Source organism: Nonomuraea sp. CX421, from assembly GCF_059358955.1.
This window is the reverse complement of record NZ_JCADBK010000008.1, coordinates 285,829-301,018: the sequence shown is the minus strand read 5'-3', so window position 1 is coordinate 301,018 and position 15,190 is coordinate 285,829. Positions and strand designations below refer to the sequence as shown.

The window sequence follows — 15,190 nt, the reverse complement described above, 5'->3', positions numbered from 1 at the left end:
ACCGGAGCACACATCCGATATCGCCGTTATCCCCTCAACCCCGACTTCAGGCGCGGGGTGTCAGTCCCCGGGGTTGCGGGCGGCGATCCACCCGTTCAGCGCCGTGGCGAACAACGTCCAGCCCGCGTACGGCAGCAGCGTCAGCCCCGCGCCCCGGTCGGCGCGCAGGCACCGGCTCACCAGCACCGCGTTGGAGGCGTTGAGCGCCAGCAGGTCCGCCATGGCCAGGCGGGGGGCGTGCGCGCGGAAGAACAACGGCGTCCAGGCGGTGTTGAGGGCGAGGTTGACGGCCAGCGCTCGGGTCACGCCGGGCCGGTCGTCGGAGGCCGCCAGGGCGCGGGCCCCGGCGTAGGCGATCGTGGCGTACAGCACCGGCCACACCACGCCGAAGGCCCAGCCGGGCGGCTGCCAGCGCGGCTTGCGCAGCCTGCGGTACCAGGTGGAGTCCGTGTCGCCGGCCATCCCTCCGGTCACGGCGGCGGCGGTGACCGCCGTCGCCGTGCCGAGCAGGGTCCGAGCGAAACCGGTCTTCTCTCGTGGGTTGCTCATCCGCCAGACCTACCCAGCCTCCGGGGGACATGCCGGGGCCCGCCCGCGGGCACGTCGGACGGGGGCCGATCCACCACCCCCACCCGGGGCGAATGTCATGATCTGGCACGATTGACGGGTGAGGGTGTTACTCGTCCAGCCCCGGAGCTGGTCCCCCGACGGTCACGCGAACTTCGACCAGGTCGAGGCGATGCTGGCGGCCGAGCCGCCCGCGCCGGGCGACCTGGTGCTGCTGCCGGAGCTGGTGGGGTCCAGCCTGCCCGGAGGGGCGTACCTGGAGAGGCTGCGCGGCCTGGCCGCGGCGTCCCGGGCGACCGTGGTGGGCGGCTCGCACTACGACGTGACGGCCTCGGGCACGGTCAACCGGGGCGCGGTCGTGGACCCGGCGGGTGAGGTGGTGGCCCGCTATGACAAACGGCACCCGTACGGGGTGGAGGCGCGGGACGGCGTGCTGCCGGGCGCCGGGGGCGCCGCCTTCGAGCGGGACGGGCGGCGACTGCTCGTGCTGCTCTGTGCCGACCTGTGGTACTCGGCCAGCCTGTCCCAGCACGCCGACGCGGTGCTGGTGCCGGCCTTCTCGGTGACCCAGTGGCCGACTCCCGGGCCGGCCCGCGCGCTGTGGCAGCACATGAGCGTGGCCAGGGCCTACGAGTTCATGACGTACGTGGCGGTGAGCGACTGGCACCACGAGGTGACCTATCACGGGCAGCCGTGCGCCGGGGTGACGGGGTTCGCCGACCCGTGCCCGCCGGACGCGGAAGGCTACTTCACCGGCCGGGCCGGGCACGCCGTCTCGGCCTGCGAACTCGACTTCGAACGGCTCGACGGCTTCCGGCTCAACCGTTCGGAACGCGGTTTCGCCCGACGGTCTCCCGCCTAGCGACGCTGTTTCGGACAGTGTAACGTCGTTCCACAAATCTTCGGGTGAGTGGAGGCACGCGTTGGGAGCCCATCCGCACGGCTGGTGGATCGTCCTCCACCTGGTGCTGTTCGTCTTCTGGCTCGGCGGCGACCTGGGCGTCTACTACTCCAGCAGGTTCGTGCTGCGCCCCGACCTGACCCCCCAGGCCCGCGCCACCGCGCTCGGCGTCATGAGCGGCCTGGACCTCGGCCCGAAGATCTGCCTGGTGCTGTTCCTGCCGAGCGGGGTCACCCTGATGGCGCTGGACCCGCACGGCGCGACCTTCCTCGGCGTCGCGCTCTTCCCGCTCTGGTCGGTGCTGCTGGTGTGGGCCTTCGCGCTCTGCTGGCTGGCGCTGACCGTGACCGACCACCGCACCCATGGACGCTTCCCGCTGATGCGCAAGGCGGACTGGACGATCCGGATCGCGCTGATCGCGGCCCTCGCCGTGTCGGCCGGCTACACGCTGCTGGCCGCGGAGCCGTTCGGCGTGCAGACCAACCCGCGCTGGCTGGGCGGCAAGCTGGCGCTCTACACCCTGGCCATCGCGGCCGGGCTCGGCATCCGGCTCACGCTGCGGCCGTTCGGCCCGGCCTTCGGCACCCTGGTGGCCTCGGGCTCGACGCCCGAGGTGGAGCGGACGCTACGCCGCTCGGTCGACGGCTGCCTGCCCTACGTCTGGACGATCTGGGGCAGCGTGCTGGCCGCGGCCGTCCTCGGAGTGCTCAAACCGGGTGCGATCCTGTAAGAGACAGGGATGACAGAGGGAGGCCCCCATGCCGATTCCGCGTTCCATCCTCACCAAGGCCGATCCGTCCGACCTGGAGCTCAGCGTCGTTCAGGGCGCCTGGCCGTCGGACGTCTCCGGGCACATGGTGATCAGCAGCTCCGACCAGCGCACCCACCCCGTGCACGCCTTCTTCGGCGACGGCGTGCTGGTGCGGCTCTCGCTCACGCCCGGCCCCGGCGGCCGGTTCGCCTGGCAGGCGAACGTGATCGACTCCCCCTCCGTACGGCTGCGCCGCCGCCGGCCCGACCTGTTCACGGCCGGCCCGGTCGGCACCAACTCCCCGTTCGGCGCCGTCAACGCGGCCAACACGGCCCCGCTGCCGTGGGGTGACCGGCTGCTGGCCACCTGGGACGCCGGCCGGCCGGTCGAGGTCGACCCGGTCACGCTGGGCTTCGTCGCCGAGGTCGGTCACCGCGACGACTGGGCGCCGGTGCTGGACGCCCCGGTGCTGCCGTCGATCCTGAGCACCGCCCACCCGGTGATCGACCCCGAGCGGGGCTGCCTGTGGTCGGTCACCCGCGACCCGATGACCGGCGTCCTGTCGGTGGTCCGCTACGACGGCGAAGGCGGGCACGTACGCCGCTGGCCGGTGGAGGGCGCCGTCTTCCCGCAGGCCACGCACACCATCACGCAGACCCGCGACTGGCTGGTGCTGGCCGACACCGCGTACAAGGTGGATCTGGACGAGGTGCTCGGCGCCGGCGACCGGACCGTCACCAACAACCCCGACGGGCCGCTGCTGCTGGTGCGCAAGGACACGCTGGACGCGACGCGGCCCGGCACGGCCGTCCACGGGACCGTCTTCCGGATCGCGCCGGAGGTCAACCACTTCTACGCGACCTACGACGACTCGGCGGGCGTCCGCGTCGTCATGGAGCACTCTCCCGGCGTCGACATCGGCCTCTACCTGCGCGAGGACGACGTCGACGTCTTCGGCAGGCCCGTCGACCCGGTGCTGCGCGGCATGTACTGCCACGGGGCGAGCCCGGCCGTGGTGACCGTGATGGAGTTCGCCCCCGAGGCCGGCACGGTGACCGACGTGGCCCGGCTGCGCGACCCGGGCCGCTACTGGCAGGCCGAGCTGTCGGCCATCGACTGGTCCTTCGAGGGGCAGCTCCGGCCCACCCGCCACCACCTGGTCTTCCAGGGCTTCCACCCCGAGGCGATCAGCGCGCGGCTGCTGCGCAACTACGGCGACCGGATCGACCGGTCGTTGTTCCCCCGCGAGGAGACTCCGTCGGTGCTCGCCTCGCTCGACCGCGACTCGCTCAAGCCGCTGGCGGAGTGGGCCTGGCCGCTGGACGACTATCCGACCTCGCCGATCTTCGTGCCCCGCGCGCCGGGCGGCCCGGGCAGGTCGAGATACGCCGGGTCCGAGCCGGGCGGTCACGACGGCTACCTGGCCGTGGTGGTGCACAACGACGCGAGGTTCCGGGTGGAGCTCTTCGACGCGGCCGACGTGTCGCGCGGGCCGGTCGCGACGCTCGCCCCCGCACCCGGCACGGTGATCCCCTTCATGATCCACGCCGCCTGGATGCCGGAGGCCCGGCCGCACGACCCGTCGATCGAGCGGCTGAGGTTCGCCGACGACCTGGACGAGCGGCTGGACCGGCTGGACCCCGAGCTGCGGGCGCTGGCCCGGGAGGTGGCCGCCGAGCTGTGAGCCGCCTCAGCCGTGGTGGCCGAGCTGGGCCGACAGCCGGGCCGCCGACTCGACCACGAGGGGCGCCTGTTCCTGCAGCCGCTGCTTGAACCTGGAGCCGGGCCCCGACACACTGACGGCCGCGATCACCAGGCCGTCGTGGTCGAAGACGGGCGCCGCGATCGAGACCGACCCCTCCTGGCGCTCGCCGAACGAGGTGGCGTAGCCCCTGCGCCGGATCGCGGCCAGCTCGGCGCGCAGCTTGGCGGGGTCGGTGATCGTGCGCTCGGTGAGGCGTTCGAGGCCGTGCCTGAGCAGGTAGCCCTCGATGTCGTCGGGACGCAGGAAGGCCAGGATCGCCTTGGAGGAGCTGCCCGCGTGCAGCGGGTAGGGGATGCCGAGCGAGACCTCCATGCGCAGCTCCTGGTCGGGGACGACCTGGTCGACGTAGAGCCGGGTGTCGCCGCGCCGTACGGACAGGGTGGCGGTCTCCCCCACGCGCGAGGACAGGCGGCGTAGCTCGGGGCCGGCCATCGCGCGCAGGTCGGTGCGCGCGAGGTAGGCGCGGCCGAGCGCGATGGCCGCGTGGCCGAGCGAGTAGCGCCGGGTGACGGGGTCGAGCGCGATCAGCTCGCGGCTGCGCAGGGCGGTGAGGATGCGATGCACGGCGGCCTTGGTCAGGTCGAGTTCGGTGGCGATCTCGGTGACCCCCAGATCGGCTCGCGTGCTGCGGCCGAACAGCAACAGAACGTCCATCGCCCGCTCCACTGCGGCGATGGAACGGCTCTGGGTCTCGGACTCCGCCTGAACTGGCACCTGGCCCCCTCGCAAGGTGAACGTTCCCTGTCAGAGCCAGTCTAGGGCGCGGCATTTCCCCACGGGAAACAACGTCACATTGACACGACACAACCAGGTCGTTACCTTCAGCGTTACAGTGTTTCCATGAATGGAACAGTGAGGAGCAGTGGCGACTGACGGCGAGACCTTCCGCGCGGTGCTGGCCCAGTGGCCCAGCGGCGTGGTGATCGTGACCACCGGAGCGGGGGACGGCTGGCACGGGATGACGGCCAGCTCCTTCTCCAGCGTCAGCCTGGACCCGCCGATGGTCCTGATCTGCCTGGCGCGCGACACCAGGACCCACCGGCTCGTGAGCGAGCACGGCGCCTTCGCCGTCAGCATCCTCGGCAGGGACCAGGCCGCGATCGGCCGCCGGTTCGCCGGCCGGGGCGACGCCGCCGACCGGTTCGCCGGCGCGCGGTGGGAGCCGGGCCCGACCGGCTCGCCCGTGCTGGCCGACTCCATCGGCTGGCTCGACTGCCGGGTGGAGCACGCCTATCCCGGCGGAGACCACACGATCTTCGTCGGCGAGGTGCTGGCGGCGGCCACGCCTCGCCGGGTGGCCCCCGTCCTGTTCCACTCGCGGACCTGGAGCCGGCTCGCCGACCCGCTGCCCGACCGGATCACCGTCGCCGACATCGGGCTGCTCGCCGCGCTGCGCGCCCGCGACGCCAGCGGCGCCACGCTGGCCGGCGCCGCCCGGATGCTGCGCGCGGCCGGGACCAGGGTCCGCCTGTTCGACGGGTACGGCGAGCCGCCGCCACCCGAGGACCTCGACCCGGCCACCGCCTCGGCGCTGATCACCGACCCCGCACAGGTGACGACGGTGGCCGAGGCCGGCGTGGGCGTGGCCGAGTTCGCCGTCGGCGACTCCGCCGACCGGGCCGCCCCGATCCTGGAGGCGGCCCGGCGGGCCGGGCTGACCACGGTCGGCTACCTGCCCGACGCGTTCGCCCCCGAGCACACCGGCCGGACGCTCACGGCCGCCGCCCGCCTGGCCGAGCTCGGCTGCGACGAGATCGGGCTGCGGGACGGGCCCCAGCCCGCCACCCCGGTCCGGGTCCGCGACCTGCTCCAGGACGCCTGCGCCGCCGCCGAGCCGGCCGCCGTCCGCGTCGCGCTGCGCGAACGCCGCGGCATCGGCCTGGTCAACGCGCTGGTCGCGATGAAGAGCGGGGTGCGCCACTTCGACACCACCCTGGGCGGCGTGGACGGCGCGCTGCCCGCCGAGGACGTGCTGATGCTCGCCGGGCAGCTCGACGTCGCCAGCGCCGTCGACCGGGACACCCTGATCGCCGGGGCCGCCCGGCTGGACCTCCTGCCCGTGCACACCTGCGGATTCGCCAGCTGAAGGGATGAACGTGACCGACCGACTGACCGGCGAGCGTCTCGTCGACGACATGACTCCGGCCGAGCGGGCCCGCGCCGAACGCGTCGAGTCCGTGCTGCCCGCGCTGCGCGCCGCCGCGGCCAAGGCCGACGAGGAGGCCCGCTTCCCCGTCGAGCACGTGGCCCTGCTGCGCGACGCCGGGCTGCTCGGGCTGGTGGTCCCGGAGGAGCACGGCGGCCTCGGGGGCACCCTGCGCGACCTGGCCGCCGCCACCTTCGCGATGGGCACCGCCTGCCCCTCCACGGCGCTGGCCTACTTCTTCCACAACACCAGCGCCTCGCGCGGCCTGCTCCCGCTGGAGGCGATCGAGGCCGGGCTGTTCGACGAGGGCGAGATCCCGGTCGTCCGCGCGTTCGCCGAGAAGGTGCTGACCCGGATGGCGTCCGGCACCTGGCTGGCCAACTTCGCCTCCGAGTCGGTCAAGAGCTCCAGCGCCAACATCACCATCGCCACCACCGCCCGCCGTACCGAGGGCGGCTGGATCCTGGACGGCGAGAAGTCCTTCGGCTGCGCCACCGGGGTGGCCGACCACTACCTGACCACGGCCAAGCTCGACGGCTACGAGACCGCCGAGGGGCTGGCCACGTTCTTCGTCTCGCGCGACGCGGCCGGCGTCTCGGTGCGCGCGCCGTGGGACGGCCTCGGCATGCGGGCCACGGCCAACAACGGCATCCGGCTGGACGGGGTGTTCATCCCCGACGACGAGGCGATGACCATCCCCGGCGCGTTCACCCGGATGCTCCAGATGAGCCGAGGCAGCTTCGTCGGCAACCAGCTGGCCATCGCCGCCGTCTACACCGGGTGCGCGCAGAACGTCTACGACGTCGTGATCGAGCAGCTCACCCGCAGGACGTTCGCCGACACGGGCCGGCCGATCGCCTCCTCGCCGATGCACCAGGTGCTCATCGGCGAGATGACCAAGGACCTGGAGACCGCCTACCTGTGGCTGCGCCGCCAGCTGCTGCTGGAGACCTCCGAGCCGCCGCTGCGGCCCAAGCCGGAGGTCTTCCGGCAGTGGCGGCTGGGCAAGGGGGCGGTCACCGAGGCGTGCTTCCAGGTGGCGCTCGGCGCGTTCAAGGCCTCGGGCACCTCCGGCGCCATGATGGGCGGCGTCATCGGCCGGGCGCTGCGCGACCTCGCGATGGGCCTGGTGATGACGTTCCCGGCGGAGCGCGGCCGGCTGGAGGTCGCCCAGCTGGTGACGGAGGCCAGGCAGAACGAGCTGTTCGCCACCGCGGAGCGGTCGTCGTGATCCGGCTCCCCGAGCCGGCCGACCTGGTCGACGGCGGCTGGGCGGCGTGCGCCGACGACCTCGGCTTCGACCTGGAGGCGCCCGCCACCGGCGAGGCGGCGAGCCGCGCCCGGGGTTCGGCGGCCGGGCGGATCGAGGCGGCGCTCGCCACCGCCGACCGCGTGGCCGCCTCGTGGGCGGCCACCACGCCCGAGCACCGCGCCAGCCTGCTCGACGCCGCCGCCGCCGCGCTGGCCAGGCGGGTCGAGGAGATCGTCTCCCTGGAGTCCTTCGCCACCGGCGTGCCGATCCGGCAGACCGGCCCGCTCGGCGTGATCGTGCACGGCGCGTTCGCGCTGGCCGCCGCCCAGCTGCGCGAGGGGCTGCTGCTGCGCACCGCGACCCGCGAGGACGGCCGCCCGGTCGAGGTGCACCGGCTGCCGTGGGGGCCCGCGCTCTGCCTGACGCCGTGGAACGCCCCCGCGCCGATGGCCGCGCACAAGACCGCGAGCGCACTGGCCGCCGGCTGCCCGGTGATCCTCAAGGTCAGCGAGTACGCCCCGTACGGCACTCAGCTGCTGGCCGAGACGCTGGCCGAGGTGCTGCCATCCGGCGTCTTCCAGCTGGTGCAGGGCGGCGCGGAGACGGGCGCCCGGCTGGCCGCCGACGCGCGCGTCCGCGCGGTCTCCTTCACCGGGGGCCTGGCCGGAGGCCGGGCCGTCGCCGCGGCCTGCGCCACCACGCTGCGCCCCGCGCAGCTGGAGCTCGGCGGCAACAACCCGCTGCTGGTCATGCCCGACGCCGAGACCGGGGCCGCCGCCCGCGCCGCCGCCGAGCTGCTCACCTCGCTCAACGGCCAGTGGTGCCGCGCCCTCGGCCGGCTGCTCGTGCCCCGCGCCCGCCTGGCCGAGCTGGTGGAGGCCGTCGGCGAGCGGCTGACCGCCCTGCGCGTGGGCGACCCGCTGGCGGCGGACACCGAGTTCGGGCCGCTCGTCCACTCCGCCCACCTGCGGCGGGTCCGGGCGGCGACCGAAGCGGCGGGCGGCCTGGCCACCGCGTACGGGAGCGTGCCGGACAAGGGCAACTTCCTGGCGCCCACCCTGATCACCGGGACCGACCTGGCGGAGGAGATCTTCGGCCCCGTCGCCGCCGTCGTGCCCTACGACACGGTCGACGAGGCCGTGGCGCTGGCCAACGGCACCCCGTACGGGCTGGAGGGGTACGTCGTGGGCGGCGACGAGGAGCGGGCACTCTCGGTCGCCCGGCGGATCCGCGCGGGCGAGGTCAAGGTCAACGGCTCCAGCGTGCTCAGCCTGCACCTGTTCACGCCGCGTCCGGCGTGGGGGCTGTCGGGGCTGGGTGAGGAGGGCACGGCCGAGACGATCCTGTTCTTCACCGGGGCCAGGGTCGTCGGCGTCGAGGGCGGGCTGTGAGCCGCGTCCTGATCGCGGGGGCGGGGCCGGTCGGACTGACCGCCGCGCTGACGCTGGCCCGCGGCGGCGTGCCGGTCACCGTGCTGGAGGCGGGACCGGAGCTGGCCGCCGAGTCGCGCGCCTCCACCTTCCACCCGCCGACGCTGGAGATGCTCGCCGGGCTGGGAGTGCTGGACGAGCTGATGGAGCGCGGCCTGGTCGCGCGGACCTTCCAGTACCGCGACCGGTCGGGCGGCCCGATCGCCACTCTCGACCTCGGCGTGCTGACCGGCGACACCCCCTATCCGTTCCGGGTGCAGTGCGAGCAGAGCAAGCTCACGCCCATCCTGCTCGACCACCTGCGGCGGCACGGCGGCGAGGTGCTGTTCGGGCAGCGGGTGACCGGCATGCCGGCATCCGCCGGCGGCGTGGCCGTGACGACGGACGCGGGCGATACCTTCACCGGCGACTGGCTGATCGCCGCGGACGGCGCCCACTCGGCGGTGCGGCGGGCGCTGGACATCCCGTTCGAGGGCCTGACCTACCCCGAACGCTTCCTGGTCGCCTCCACCACCGAGCCGGTCGAGCGGCTGCTGCCCGGGCTGGAGCCGATCAACTACGTCTTCGACCCCGGAGAGTGGCTGGTGCTGCTGCGCACGCCCGACCACTGGCGGGTGCTGCTGCCCACTCCCCCCGGCACCTCCGACGAGGCGGAGCTGGCCCGGCTGCCCGCGCGGCTGCGCGCCGTGGCAGACCCGGGGCGCGACTGGGAGGTGGCGCACGCCTCGCTCTACCGGGTGCACCAGCGGGTGGCGGCGACCTTCGCGACCGGCCGGGTGCTGCTCGCCGGCGACGCCGCGCACGTCAACAACCCGCTCGGCGGGCTCGGCATGAACAGCGGCATCCACGACGCCGTCCTGCTTGCCGCCTCCCTGCTCGGCTCGCCTTCGCCCGGCTCCCCCACGCCCGGCTCCCCCACGCCCGGCTCCCCCGCGCCCGGCTCCTCGCCGCTCGGTGACGGCTCGCCGCCGGAGGTCGCGGCCCGGCGGCGGCGGGTGGCGCTGGACCACGTCGGCGCCATCAGCCACGGCAACTGGGAGAAGCTGCGCTCGTCCGATCCGGCCGCCCACCATGCCGAGTTGCGCGCGCTGGCCGCCGACCCGAAGGCCGCCAGGACCCACCTGCTGCGCGCCTGCCTGATCTCCTCGCTCCGGGAGCCGAAGTGATCTCCCGCGAGAATCCCGCCCGGATCACCGAGATCGTCGGCCACGTACCGGTCACCGGCCCGGACGGGGTGGACGCCGTCGTCCGCCGGGCGGACGCGGAACGCCGCGACTGGTCGGCCCTGCCCGTCGCCGCCCGCGCGGAGATCCTGCGCGAGTGCGGCGAGACCCTGGCCGCGCGGCAGGAGGAGCTGGCCACGCTGCTCGCCCGCGAGTCCGGCAAGCCGCTGGCCGACTGCCGGGGCGAGATCGGGTTCGCGCTCGCCTACCTGCGCTGGGTGTGCGACCACGCTCCCCGCGTGCTCGCCCCTTCCGAGGTGGACGACGGGGCGGGCCGGCTCGTGCTGAGCCGCGAGCCGTACGGGGTGGTGGGGTGTGTCACGCCGTGGAACGCGCCGGTCATCCTGGCGCTGCTCAAGCTGGCTCCCGCGCTGGTGGCGGGCAACACGGCGGTGCTCAAGCCGTCGCCGCTCGCGCCGCTGACGGTCGGCGAGGTCGCCGGCGCCCTGCCCGTCGTGTTCGCCGTGCACGGCGGCGCGCAGACCGGCCGGGCGCTGTCCACTCATCCGCTGGTGCGCAAGGTGGCCTTCACCGGCGGCGACGTGGCGGGCCGGGAGATCGCGGCGAGCGCGGGGGCGATGCTCACGCCCTCCGTCATGGAGCTGGGCGGCAACGACCCGGCCGTGTTCCTGCCGGACTTCTCGCTGACCGCCGCCGACTACGAGCGGCTGGTGATGGCGTCGTTCGCGACCAGCGGGCAGGTGTGCATGGCCGCCAAGCGGCTGTACGTGCCGCGCGGGCGGGCGGTGGAGTTCGCCGAGGCGTACGTGGCGGCGGCGGAGCGGGTCCTGGTGACCGGCGATCCGCTGACGCCCGGGGTGTCCATGGGCCCGGTCGTCTCCGCGGCCGCGGCCGACCGGATCCGCGCCCTGGTGGCCGCCTCGGCCGAGCGCGGCGGGACGGCGGTGCCGCTCGGACAGGTGGCGCCCGGCCACGACCCCGACGCCGGATATTTCGTGACCCCGGTGCTCGTGACCGATCTGGACGACGCGGCTCCGCTGGTGGCCGAGGAGCAGTTCGGCCCCGCCGTCCCGCTGCTCGTGTACGACACCGAGGAGGAGGTCCTGGCCCGGGCCAACGCCGGCGAGCTGGGCCTCGGCGCCTCGGTCTGGTCGCCCGACGAGGAGCGGGCGTTCGCGCTGGCCGGGCGGCTGGAGGCTGGGTTCGTCTTCGTCAACACCCACAACCGCACCGGCATGTCCCTGCGCGCCCCCTTCGGCGGCGTCAAACGCAGCGGCTACGGCCGCGAGTACGGCGAGGAGGGGCTCCTGGAGTACGTCCAGACCAAGGTCGTACACGCCCCGGCCGCCTTCCGGTCCGGCGGCCAGGGCATGGCCCCAGGCGCCTACCCGGGCACCGGCTGACCAGCCCGTCTCAGGGCCGGCCGACCCGGCGAGGCAGTCCGCCGAAGCCGACGCCGACGCCCGTGAGGGGCGCACCCCGGGCCTTCGACAGCATGGACGACCTGTTCGCCGAGATCGACGCCCGGCGGCCCGGTCAGGTGAGGTGGTCGACGACCGCGCGGGCGGCGAGCCTCGGCCGGAGCCAGGCCGCCACCTCCAGGTGAGCCGGGTGCTCCTGGTAGCCGCGCAACTGCTCGGCCGACGCGTGCGTGGTGGTCAGGCACAGGTCGTAGGAGACCTCTGACCCGATCACGTCGAGGCCGACGGACAGGTCGCCGATCTGCTCGACCCTTCCTTTCAGCCCTTCGAGCAGCTTCTTGGCCTCCGGCGCGTCGCCGGGGTCGGAGAACTTCATCAGCACCACGTGCGTCAGCACGACCGCCTCCTATGGACATCCGCTCCTGTTTCGCGAGATCCTAGTTCTTGGAAACGCTGTTTCTCCAGACGTAACGGAGGCCGCATGGCGCGCGTCGCGGCGGTGCAGTTCGAGGTGGGCCAGGATGTGACCGCCAATCTCGCGACCAGCCTGCGCATGATCGATGCGGCCGCCGGGCAGGGGGCGGAGCTCGTCGTGCTGCCCGAGTTCTGCAACCACCTGTCGTGGTACCGCGACCGCGAACACGCCCGGGAGCTGGCCTGCCGCCACGGTGACGCCTTCCTGGGCGCGGTCGCCGGGCGCGCCGCCCGGCACGGCGTACTCGTCAAGATCGGGGTGACACTGGCCCGCGAGGACGGCCGCACCACCGGCGCGTCCCTGCTCTACGGCCCGGACGGCGCCCTGCTGGGCGAGGCCGACAAGCAGGTGCTGATGGGAGCCGAGAACGACCATCTCGACCCGGCCACGAGCGTGGGCCCGGTGGTCGCCACCGCGGCCGGGCGCCTCGGCCTGTACGCCTGCATGGAAGGCGTGATCAACGAGATCACCCGCGGGCTGGCGCTGCGCGGCGCCCAGGTGCTGCTCAACAGCCTCAACTCGTTCGCCACGGACGAGGCCTCGCTGCACATCCCGGTCCGCGCGGCCGAGAACAAGGTGTGGGTGGTCGCGGCCAACAAGGTCGGCCCGCTGATCCCCGCCGACCGGCTGCGCGAGGTCGGCGCCGCGCTGGGCGTGCCACCCGAGTGGCTGCACGGCGCCGGTGAGAGCCAGATCGTCGCCCCCGACGGCACCGTCGTGGCCAGGGCGCCGCGCACCGGCGAGGCGGTGGTGGTGGCCGACATCGACCCGTCGGCCGCCGACGCCGAGCGGGCCCGCCATCTGGCGACCCGCAGGCCGGAACGCTACGGCCCGATCGCGCGGCAGCCCCGCGAGCGCACCGCTCCGGCCGGGGCGCCGTCGCTCCCGGTCGCGGTGGTGCGGGGCGACGCCTCGCTGCTGCGCCGGGCCGTCGCCGAAGGGGCCCGGCTGATCGTGCTGCCCGAAGGCTCGCCGGTGACGGCCGAAGAGGCCGCCCAGGCTTTACGGGACGCCGCTCCGGCCGCGGAGGAGGCGTCTGCCGCCGTACAGGGCGCCGCTCCGGACGCACGTGAGGGCGGGGCGCACGTGGTGCTCGGCACCGGGGCGCTGGTCGGGCCGGACGGCGAGCTGCCGCCGCGCGAGGTGCACCGACTCCCGTGGGGCAGGCTGGCGATCGTGGCCGGCGAGGACTCCCGGCATCCCGAGGAGTTCCGGCTGGCGGCGCTGGCCGACGCCGACGTGGTCGCCGTGCCCTTCACCGCCCGCGAGCCCTGGGAGCTGCGGCTCGGGCTGCCCGAGCGGGCGGCGGAGAACCGGCTCAACATCGTCGCCGCCGGGCCCGACGGCCCGGACGGCCTGGCGGGCGCGATCCTCGACCTGCCCTCCGACTTCACCCTGTGGACGGCCTGGAAGGGGCCGTTCACCGGGCAGATCAGCCATCCCGTGATCACGCCCGTCAAGAACGCCGACACGCTCGTGCTGGGCACGGTGTCGCCCGCCCAGAGCGTCAACAGGTTCGTGTCCCGGGGCACCGACCTGGTCGGCGGCAGGCCGTGGCGACTGGCCGGAGCACTCCTGGAAGGACCCCAGTGAAGGAAACGTTGCAGCACGTGGAGCAGATGCTCGACGAATCGCCGGTGATCGACGTCACCGAGACGTTCGAGCAGCTGCGGAGCATACTCGCGGAGCTCAAGGCCAAGATCGACGCGAGGTTCGAGCTGACCCCCGAGCCGAGCGCGCCCGGCGACTACGGAACCCACCCGGACGGGCCGGGCGGGCGGCTCGACGCCTACTCCGGCCCCGAGATCGACTGGATGGTCCACTCGTGGCTGGGCAACCCCTCCGCGAGCTTCGCCAACCTGCACCTGACGGTCTGGCTCGGCCCCCAGGTGAACGTGCCGCACCTGGGCATCGCCCTGCTGGTGTGGCCGGAGGGCTGGTTCTACCAGGACTTCATTCCCCGCGCGAGCCTCGTCCAGGACGGCGACTACTTCGACCGCCACTACGCGCCGCTGGACGCCGACTGGCTGGCCTTCAAGGAGAAGAACCCGGACTTCACCTGGTTCACCAGCCGCACCGGGTTCATCCGGGCGAGCCTGTCGCCCAACGCCTACTGCTACTCCTTCCCCCGCGCCCAGCCCAACATCGACACGGTCCGCGAGCTGCTGCACGCCCGCGTGGACCGCTGGCTGAGCTGGGTGGACGAGGCGGAGCCCGTGCCCGCCGAGGAGCGGCCCGCGCTGGCGGCGGGTGACCTGGCGATCCGCCGCAACATCGCCGAGCGCGACCCCGCGAACGTGATGGGCGTGCGCTACTTCGGCCAGGAGCTGACCGACCGGCTCGTTCGCGGGCTCTGGGGCGGCGACCGGACACTGCCGAGGCCGGCGTGATCAGGTCCCTGTGGTGGGCCGCCGCGACCGGCGGGGAGCCGCCGTTCGGCACCTCCCATCTGAAGGTCCACTACCCGGCCGCCGAGCAGGGCGACCGGCTGACCGGGGTCTTCCCGCCGGAGGGCGGGCCGTACCCGGTGGTGCTGTTCCTGTCGGGGATCAACGTGGGCCAGGACGCCTACCGGTGGCTGGCCGTCGAGATCGCCTCGGCCGGGTTCGTCTGCGTGACGTTCGACCGGGTGGGTGAGCTGTTCGGCGGCGAGTACGGGCTGACGCCCGGCGTGGACCTCGACGCGGCCCGGCCGCAGACGTACGGCACCCGCGCGACCTGCCCGGCCATCCCGGCGATCCTCGCGTCGCTGGCGGAGATCGAGCTGCTGAAGGGCGTCCTCGACCTCGACCGCGTCGCGCTCGGCGGCCACTCGGCGGGCGGGACGCTGGCCCTGCAGTCGGCCGCGCACGTCCCGTCGGTGAAGGCGGTGTTCGCCTACGGCGCGCACACGATGGTCGCGACCATGCTCGGCTGGCCGGCCGGCACGGTGCTGCCCGCCCAGGTGGACTGCCCCGTGCTGCTGTCGGTCGGCACCCGCGACGGCGTCATCATGGGCAGCTCCGACCGCTACGGCCAGGAGAGCCACGAGCGCGACCCGGTCACCCGCACGTTCGAGGAGGCGCTGTCCGACCGGGACGGCGAGCACCTGCTGGCCGTGCTGGAGGGCGCCAACCACTTCACGATCGCCGATCCGGTCGACCGGACGGCCGCGCGCGCCTTCCTCGACCTGCCCGCCACCGCCGAACCACGCCCCGAACTGGCCGGTCTGATCACGGCCTTCCTGGGCACGCATCTGCACGAGGACGCGCGGGCGCGGACCGTGCTGGACGGCCTGCCGGACATCCGGCGCCGTTAG

The 15,190-nt window shown here is 74.0% G+C and carries 14 protein-coding genes; 11 read left to right on the top strand and 3 right to left on the bottom strand.

What is annotated here, in order from left to right; genetic code table 11:
* Positions 1–60: 60 nt before the first annotated feature.
* Entirely contained in the window at positions 61–549 is a 489-nt protein-coding gene (locus AC5L3X_RS17980; protein ID WP_494858151.1) for a TspO/MBR family protein, read from the bottom strand.
* A gap of 118 nt (positions 550–667) precedes the next feature.
* On the opposite strand from AC5L3X_RS17980, the gene AC5L3X_RS17975 reads away from it, so the two are divergent.
* The 3 genes from AC5L3X_RS17975 to AC5L3X_RS17965 all read left to right on the top strand — a co-directional run bounded on the left by AC5L3X_RS17975 (position 668) and on the right by AC5L3X_RS17965 (position 3,903).
* Positions 668–1,429 (top strand): carbon-nitrogen hydrolase family protein, encoded by a 762-nt coding sequence (locus AC5L3X_RS17975; protein ID WP_494858149.1) that lies wholly within the window; start codon positions 668–670, stop codon positions 1,427–1,429.
* Positions 1,430–1,490: 61 nt separating this feature from the next.
* The gene (locus tag AC5L3X_RS17970; RefSeq protein WP_494858147.1) at positions 1,491–2,198 is read left to right on the top strand and encodes a hypothetical protein; all 708 of its coding nucleotides are present in this window, start codon (positions 1,491–1,493) and stop codon (positions 2,196–2,198) included.
* A gap of 28 nt (positions 2,199–2,226) precedes the next feature.
* Positions 2,227–3,903 carry a carotenoid oxygenase family protein gene (locus AC5L3X_RS17965; RefSeq protein WP_494858145.1) on the top strand — a complete coding sequence of 559 codons (1,677 nt, stop codon included), beginning with the start codon at positions 2,227–2,229 and terminating at the stop codon, positions 3,901–3,903.
* Positions 3,904–3,909: 6 nt separating this feature from the next.
* On the opposite strand, the gene AC5L3X_RS17960 is transcribed toward AC5L3X_RS17965, so the two are convergent.
* Positions 3,910–4,698 (bottom strand): IclR family transcriptional regulator, encoded by a 789-nt coding sequence (locus AC5L3X_RS17960; protein WP_494858144.1) that lies wholly within the window; start codon positions 4,696–4,698, stop codon positions 3,910–3,912.
* A 148-nt stretch (positions 4,699–4,846) separates the two neighbouring features.
* Here AC5L3X_RS17960 and AC5L3X_RS17955 point away from each other — a divergent pair, with 148 nt between their 5' ends.
* From AC5L3X_RS17955 to AC5L3X_RS17935, 5 genes are read left to right on the top strand one after another with little or no spacing between them, the layout of a single operon-like run.
* Entirely contained in the window at positions 4,847–6,070 is a 1,224-nt protein-coding gene (locus AC5L3X_RS17955; RefSeq protein ID WP_494858142.1) for a flavin reductase, read from the top strand.
* A 10-nt stretch (positions 6,071–6,080) separates the two neighbouring features.
* Entirely contained in the window at positions 6,081–7,361 is a 1,281-nt protein-coding gene (locus AC5L3X_RS17950; RefSeq protein WP_494858140.1) for an acyl-CoA dehydrogenase family protein, read from the top strand.
* Positions 7,358–8,773, top strand: a complete 1,416-nt coding sequence (locus tag AC5L3X_RS17945) for an aldehyde dehydrogenase family protein (protein ID WP_494858138.1) — start codon at positions 7,358–7,360, stop codon at positions 8,771–8,773. Before AC5L3X_RS17950 ends, AC5L3X_RS17945 begins: the two co-directional genes overlap by 4 nt.
* On the top strand, positions 8,770–9,978 hold the full coding sequence (locus tag AC5L3X_RS17940) for an FAD-dependent oxidoreductase (RefSeq protein ID WP_494858136.1): 1,209 nt from the start codon (positions 8,770–8,772) through the stop codon (positions 9,976–9,978). The genes AC5L3X_RS17945 and AC5L3X_RS17940 overlap by 4 nt, the downstream gene beginning before the upstream one ends.
* Positions 9,975–11,399 (top strand): aldehyde dehydrogenase family protein, encoded by a 1,425-nt coding sequence (locus AC5L3X_RS17935; RefSeq protein ID WP_494858134.1) that lies wholly within the window; start codon positions 9,975–9,977, stop codon positions 11,397–11,399. Before AC5L3X_RS17940 ends, AC5L3X_RS17935 begins: the two co-directional genes overlap by 4 nt.
* A 133-nt stretch (positions 11,400–11,532) precedes the next feature.
* Here AC5L3X_RS17935 and AC5L3X_RS17930 read toward each other — a convergent pair whose 3' ends face one another.
* The gene (locus tag AC5L3X_RS17930; protein ID WP_189127607.1) at positions 11,533–11,814 is read right to left on the bottom strand and encodes a Dabb family protein; all 282 of its coding nucleotides are present in this window, start codon (positions 11,812–11,814) and stop codon (positions 11,533–11,535) included.
* 84 nt (positions 11,815–11,898) lie between these two features.
* On the opposite strand from AC5L3X_RS17930, the gene AC5L3X_RS17925 reads away from it, so the two are divergent.
* The 3 genes from AC5L3X_RS17925 to AC5L3X_RS17915 are packed head-to-tail and all read left to right on the top strand — an operon-like array spanning position 11,899 to position 15,190.
* Positions 11,899–13,485: a nitrilase-related carbon-nitrogen hydrolase gene (locus AC5L3X_RS17925; RefSeq protein WP_494858132.1), complete on the top strand. Its 1,587-nt coding sequence runs from the start codon at positions 11,899–11,901 to the stop codon at positions 13,483–13,485.
* Positions 13,482–14,282, top strand: coding sequence for an oxidoreductase (locus AC5L3X_RS17920; protein WP_494858130.1), 801 nt, complete (start codon positions 13,482–13,484; stop codon positions 14,280–14,282). The genes AC5L3X_RS17925 and AC5L3X_RS17920 overlap by 4 nt, the downstream gene beginning before the upstream one ends.
* Complete coding sequence (locus tag AC5L3X_RS17915; protein ID WP_494858129.1) at positions 14,279–15,190, top strand: alpha/beta hydrolase family protein; 912 nt, start codon at positions 14,279–14,281, stop codon at positions 15,188–15,190. The genes AC5L3X_RS17920 and AC5L3X_RS17915 overlap by 4 nt, the downstream gene beginning before the upstream one ends.